General features: G+C 51.8%; 7 protein-coding genes. 1 reads left to right on the top strand and 6 read right to left on the bottom strand.

Annotated elements, in window-relative coordinates; genetic code table 11:
* The coding region (gene ppdK, locus QVO51_RS03040; RefSeq protein WP_288167795.1) for a pyruvate, phosphate dikinase at nt 1-2,163 on the top strand (2,163 nt) is incomplete at its 5' end.
* Nucleotides 2,164-2,594: 431 nt separating this feature from the next.
* Here ppdK and QVO51_RS03030 read toward each other — a convergent pair.
* The 6 genes from QVO51_RS03030 to QVO51_RS03005 all read right to left on the bottom strand — a co-directional run bounded on the left by QVO51_RS03030 (nt 2,595) and on the right by QVO51_RS03005 (nt 5,857).
* Complete coding sequence (locus tag QVO51_RS03030; protein ID WP_022357181.1) at nt 2,595-3,221, bottom strand: CatB-related O-acetyltransferase; 627 nt, start codon at nt 3,219-3,221, stop codon at nt 2,595-2,597.
* Nucleotides 3,222-3,316: 95 nt separating this feature from the next.
* Nucleotides 3,317-3,604 (bottom strand): acetyltransferase, encoded by a 288-nt coding sequence (locus QVO51_RS03025; protein ID WP_022357180.1) that lies wholly within the window; start codon nt 3,602-3,604, stop codon nt 3,317-3,319.
* Nucleotides 3,605-3,682: 78 nt separating this feature from the next.
* Nucleotides 3,683-4,324 carry a TetR/AcrR family transcriptional regulator gene (locus QVO51_RS03020; RefSeq protein ID WP_022357179.1) on the bottom strand — a complete coding sequence of 214 codons (642 nt, stop codon included), beginning with the start codon at nt 4,322-4,324 and terminating at the stop codon, nt 3,683-3,685.
* Nucleotides 4,325-4,500: 176 nt separating this feature from the next.
* Nucleotides 4,501-4,911, bottom strand: a complete 411-nt coding sequence (locus QVO51_RS03015) for a hypothetical protein (RefSeq protein WP_022357178.1) — start codon at nt 4,909-4,911, stop codon at nt 4,501-4,503.
* Entirely contained in the window at nt 4,908-5,141 is a 234-nt protein-coding gene (locus QVO51_RS03010) for a PF20097 family protein (protein WP_022357177.1), read from the bottom strand. The genes QVO51_RS03015 and QVO51_RS03010 overlap by 4 nt, the downstream gene beginning before the upstream one ends.
* An 83-nt stretch (nt 5,142-5,224) precedes the next feature.
* Nucleotides 5,225-5,857 (bottom strand): TetR/AcrR family transcriptional regulator, encoded by a 633-nt coding sequence (locus tag QVO51_RS03005; RefSeq protein ID WP_022357176.1) that lies wholly within the window; start codon nt 5,855-5,857, stop codon nt 5,225-5,227.
* Nucleotides 5,858-5,917: the final 60 nt, after the last annotated feature.

The raw sequence follows: 5,917 nt of genomic DNA, 5'->3' as shown, positions 1-5,917 counted from the left end.
GAGCAGCTCATCGACAAGATGAAGGCTGAAAAGGGCGTTCAGTTCGACGTAGATCTGACCGCACAGGATCTCAAGACCCTGGCTGAGCAGTTCAAGGCAGAGTACAAGCAGCAGCTGGGTACTGACTTCCCCTCTGACCCGGTTGAGCAGCTGAAGCTCGCAATCGAGGCTGTATTCCGTTCCTGGGACAACCCGAGAGCAAACGTATACCGTCGTGACAACGATATCCCCTACTCCTGGGGTACTGCAGTAAACGTAATGCCCATGGTATTCGGCAACCTGAACAACGAGTCCGGTACCGGCGTTGCATTTACCCGTGATCCTGCAACCGGCGAAAAGAAGCTGATGGGCGAGTTCCTCATCAACGCACAGGGCGAGGACGTTGTAGCCGGCGTTCGTACTCCTATGCCTATCGCAAAGATGGAGCAGGAGTTTCCGGAGGCTTACGCTGAATTCATCAAGGTTTGCGAAACTCTGGAAGATCACTACCGTGACATGCAGGATATGGAGTTCACCGTTGAGAACAAGAAGCTGTATATGCTCCAGTGCCGGAACGGTAAGAGAACTGCACAGGCTGCTCTGAAGATCGCTTGCGACCTGGTTGACGAGGGTATGATCGATGAGAAGAAGGCTGTTCTGATGATCGATCCCAGAAACCTGGATACCCTGCTGCACCCCCAGTTTGACGCAAAGGCTCTGAAGGCTGCTACTCCCATCGGCAAGGGCCTGGGCGCATCTCCCGGTGCTGCTTGCGGTAAGATCGTATTTACTGCTGACGATGCTGAGGCTTGGAACGCAAAGGGCGAAAAGGTGGTTCTGGTTCGTCTGGAGACCTCTCCTGAGGATATCACCGGTATGAAGGCTTCCCAGGGCATCCTGACCGTTCGTGGCGGTATGACCTCTCACGCAGCCGTAGTTGCTCGTGGTATGGGTACCTGCTGTGTATCCGGCTGCGGCGACATCAAGATGGACGAAGAGAACAAGAAGTTCGAGCTGGCTGGCAAGACCTTCAAGGAAGGCGACTTTATCTCCATCGACGGCTCCACCGGTAACATCTACGACGGCATCATCCCCACTGTTGACGCTACCATCGCTGGTGAGTTCGGCAGAATCATGGGCTGGGCTGATAAGTACAGAGTTCTGAAGGTTCGCACCAATGCGGATACTCCTACAGACGCAAAGAAGGCAAGAGAACTGGGCGCTGAGGGTATCGGTCTGTGCCGTACTGAGCACATGTTCTTTGAGCCTTCCAGAATCGCTGCATTCCGTGAAATGATCTGCTCCGACACTGTTGAGGAGAGAGAAGCTGCTCTGGCTAAGATCGAGCCCATGCAGCAGGCTGACTTCGAGGCTCTGTACGAGGCTCTGGAGGGTCATCCGGTTACTATCCGTTTCCTGGATCCCCCGCTCCACGAATTCGTACCCACCGACGAAGCTGACATCAAGGCACTGGCTGACGCACAGGGCAAGTCCGTTGAGACCATCAAGGCTATCATCGCTTCCCTGCACGAGTTCAACCCCATGATGGGTCACCGTGGCTGCCGTCTGGCAGTAACCTATCCGGAGATTGCAAAGATGCAGACAAGAGCTGTCATCAAGGCTGCAATCAACGTGAAGAAGGCTCATCCGGACTGGACCATCGTTCCGGAGATCATGATCCCGCTGGTTGGCGAGGTGAAGGAGCTCAAGTTTGTAAAGGATATCGTGGTTGCAGTTGCTGACGAGGAGATCGCAAAGGCTGGCGTTGACCTGAAGTATGAGGTTGGTACCATGATCGAGATCCCGAGAGCTGCTCTGACTGCTGACGAGATCGCAAAGGAAGCTGAGTTCTTCTGCTTCGGTACAAACGATCTGACCCAGATGACCTACGGCTTCTCCAGAGACGATGCAGGCAAGTTCCTGAACGCTTACTACGACGCTAAGATCTTCGAGAACGATCCCTTTGCAAAGCTGGATCAGGTTGGCGTTGGCAAGCTGATGGAAATGGCTATCAAGCTGGGCAAGCAGACCCGTCCCGACATGCACGTTGGTATCTGCGGCGAGCACGGCGGCGATCCCGCATCTGTTGAGTTCTGCCACAAGCTGGGTCTGACCTATGTATCCTGCTCTCCGTTCCGTGTTCCGATTGCTAGACTGGCTGCTGCACAGGCTGCACTGCGCTAAGTCTCAGTAGCTTTGCATTAAGCTTGGAACACCTCTAAAAACATCAAACGGTCACATTCCCCATCGGGAGTGTGACCGTTATTTTTTTCCCGGTTTCAGCGAAATACATTGTAAATCAAGCCGTTGGTTTTACTATGAAATGGAACCATACGCCATCGCTTGGGTGAGATAGAGCGAAAAGAACGTCCGTTTATATTCCAATCAAGCTCCAGCCTTCCCGATTTCATTCAAATTCCCCTGTACCCTTCCAGAGCGAAGATGATTTCCTGCAAGCCTTGAAAAACCGCCCCGCTAGTCCCGTTTGCGACTGAGCCGGACCAGCGGCGTAACATCCATCGTCTTGAAAAAAGTCACCATAGGGTTTGGGGCATGCATCCAGAGGTCAAATGCCGATGCACGAGTGGTCGTTTTCGGGTCGATTACAGTGGGCTTCATTCTGCACGCTCCAAGGCTGCAAGATCTCCCGACTGAATCGCAGAGATATTACGCTTTATTTTTTTCTCGTTCCAATCCCACCAGCGCAGGGCTTCCAGTTTCTCGATGGTTGCATCGTCAAAGCGCTTCCGGATGGGTTTTGCGGGGACGCCGCCCACAATGGTGTAGGGTGGCACATCCTTTGTCACTACGGCGCGTGTCCCGATAATTGCACCGTTACCGATTTTTACGCCCGGCATGATGACTGCCTCATAGCCAATCCACACATCGTTGCCGATCACAGTGTCGCCCTTGTTGTCCCATGCGTCACAGATGTTTTTCGCATCCAGATCCCACTCGTCAAAGAACAGGGGAAAGGTGTAGGTAGACAGGGACTGCATGGAATGGTTCCCACTGGTAAACAGAAATTTTGCGCCGCAGGCGATGGAGCAGAATTTTCCGATTTTCAGTTTGTCCCTGTTGATGGGGTAGTGATACAGCACATTATTCTTCTCAAAATCGCAGGGATCGTGGACGAAATCGTTGTAGATCGTATAGTCGCCGACTTCGATATTTGGCTTTGTAATCACGTCCTTCAGATACACGATCTGCTTATCGTGGGGACGGGGGTAGACTTTGTTCATTTTGCGCCTCCTGTTCAGAACAATTGCCCCGGCAGCTTCAGCTTTTCCTTCTTCGGAAATGTGGCTTCAAACTGTTCAAAGGCTTCCGGATTCTTCTAACAGACAAAATACCCCTCCGGATCCTTGTAGGTGCCGGAAATGCCCTCCAGAAATCCCGGGGTCAGCTCCTTGATGAGAAAATAATCTGCCTCCGGATCATCGGCATAGCGCACGCTCTTGGTTTTAGCCGGCACAAACGCCGGGTCATCCCGATAGCAGTGCAGCAGATAGTGCTCCATGCAGCCGGGGCGGTAGACATTCCAAAATGCTTCACGGGTCAGGTTCTCAACGGCTTTGTAATCGACTTTGGTTTCCAGACGAATGGTAATATTCTTTTCTGACATGACTGATCTCCTTATTTCTGATTCTTATTTTTCATTTGAAAGTTTTGTACTTGCGCAGAAGCGCGCCGTTTCTCCGGCTTACACGCTCCTCTGTGAACCGCCGCCATGCACCATACGAAAAAAGAGGCGAACATGGCTTTGAAGCATCTCCAAACATTCCGGTTCTCTTTCCGGCTGGCGGTCGCAGACGCCGATGAGCGTAATGACCGGGGCTACATACATCATGGCAAGCGCATCCGGATCTTCTGCCGCAATTTCGCCGGCTGCGATCAGAGCATGGAAAATACCGGCGTGATAGTGCAGGATGCGCTCCACATATCGTTTGGAGTAGAGTGCTGCCAACTCCGGCGAGCGGAATTGCTCAATGGTCATCATACGGCGAAAGCGGCTGATGGTATCATTGTGGAGAGAATACTCGAAGATTTGCCGCACCTTTTCAAACAGTGCATCCTCGGTGATCTCCGTGAAAACCGGAATATTCCTTTGCACATTCTGCACATGGATGTGAATCTTATCGGTATCCGCTTCATACTGCGCCGCTGTGGATTTCACAATGGCGTCAAAAATAGCCTGCTTACTTGGAAAGTGGTTATAAAGCGAGGGCGCTTTGATGCCCACCGCTTTTGCAATTTCTCCTACGCTGACGGAATCATATCCTTGCGTAGAGAACAGTTCCAAAGCCTTATCCAAAATTCTCTGGGTTGTATCCTCCTGTTTCATGACCAAACCTCGCTAACTAATATTCGTTAGTTTTATTATAGTCATTTTTGGCGAAATGTCAAGCGGATCCGCTTACATGATTTCCTGCACCGCAGCATGGCTATGGCTTGCGGCGGAAGCTGCACCCGTCCATCGGGATGGATCAACGAGCGGCATGAGAACATGCTCCTTCCTCCTCAGAGGATGATCCGTGCGATCTCCATGGTCACGATCTTCAGCATCGCACCGCCGGACATGACATAGAACCAGACCTGGCGTGCCTGCTGCGTCTTTGCAATGGGCGTGGCAATGGCGGCAACGATAATCAGCAATGCGCCAATGCAGCCCACGATGGTAGGAATGCTGATGAGGGGGAACAGTCCCGGTGCGCAGCTGCCATCGATGGTGTGCTGTATGGTCTTGTCCAGACCGTCCCGTGCCGATGCAAAGCAGCAGATCACAAGACCGAATACCAGCAGGATAACGCTCCGGCGTCCCCAATACTGTATATTTACACGGTGGAAGATGGAATAGCCGATAAATCCCAGCAGTGCCAGGATCATAAGCGTGGTCGCTGTTGTGACAGCATTTCCGAAATAAAGCTTCATACTTCCGCCTCCTTTCCGTATTGCAGAATGACCACTCTGCATGCATCGCAGCAGCAGGCAGGGACGCTGGTTCGTCCCCCCACCTTCAGCCCGGTGAGCTTCACAAAGCCTTCTGCATGCTTGGCATTTTCCAAGGCACCCGGCACTTCATTTGCAAAGCTGAACGCACCGTCCTTGCTGCTGAACAAATAGCCCTTTCTCATTTCTTTTCCGCATTTCGGACACAGCATAATAAATCCCTCCAATTCTGATTGCAGTGGGTTGTATATCCAGTACGGTATTTGCGTTTCCGCCTGTCTGTCATCATGAAGCATCAAGCTTCTTCGGCATAGGGTTTTTTGTAATCGGATTCAATCTTGGCGATAAAGCGGTCAATGTGTGCACACAGCATGGGCGCAACGCTTTCTTTTTCGTTTGCTCCATCGTAAACACTGTAAAGCAGGAACATGGGGCCGTAAAACTCCAGCGCCAGCTGCATAGCGGCATCATCGGAATCCGTCAGCTTTCGGAAAATCGCCGCCATGTACTCAGTGGGCCCGGTTGCCAGATAATCGTGATAAAGCTGTGCGAGCTTTGGATCCCGGTATTGCTCCAGGGTCAGCATCTTGCGAAAATTCGAGGAGAACGGTTCCTTCGTCCAATGTGCAAACTGTGCCATGCTGTATGTGCGGATCTTTGCAATCGGCGTGTGCAGATAAGCCTCCGCAAAGCCATCCGGCTCCGTTTCCGGCATTTCATATGCTTCGGCACGTTCATAGTCCATTTTATTCATCCGTTCCACAATGCTGTCCAAAATCTCCTGCTTGCTTGCGTAGTGCTTATACAAAGCGCCTTTGGTGATCCCCAGTTCTTTGGCAATGTCATGCATAGATGTTCCCAGATATCCGCTTTGCGCAAATAATGCAAGGGCGGTTTCCAGGATGCGTTCCTTTGTGTCTCCTGCCACGATTTCACTCCTTGATCTATAGTAACCGTTCGGTCACTTAAGGCAATACCGCACAAAGCC

Source organism: Ruminococcus sp. CAG:379, assembly GCF_000434255.1.
Taxonomy (GTDB): domain Bacteria; phylum Bacillota; class Clostridia; order Oscillospirales; family Ruminococcaceae; genus Ruminococcus_F; species Ruminococcus_F champanellensis.
This window is presented reverse-complemented; position numbering and strand designations above follow the sequence as displayed.

Bases quoted from the DNA above. Each gene is read 5' to 3' on its own strand.
- QVO51_RS03030 (WP_022357181.1), bottom strand. From the start codon at position 3,221: ATGAACAAAGTCTACCCCCGTCCCCACGATAAGCAGATCGTGTATCTG.
- QVO51_RS03025 (WP_022357180.1), bottom strand. From the start codon at position 3,604: ATGTCAGAAAAGAATATTACCATTCGTCTGGAAACCAAAGTCGATTAC.
- QVO51_RS03010 (WP_022357177.1), bottom strand. From the start codon at position 5,141: ATGCTGTGTCCGAAATGCGGAAAAGAAATGAGAAAGGGCTATTTGTTC.
- QVO51_RS03020 (WP_022357179.1), bottom strand. From the start codon at position 4,324: ATGAAACAGGAGGATACAACCCAGAGAATTTTGGATAAGGCTTTGGAA.
- QVO51_RS03015 (WP_022357178.1), bottom strand. From the start codon at position 4,911: ATGAAGCTTTATTTCGGAAATGCTGTCACAACAGCGACCACGCTTATG.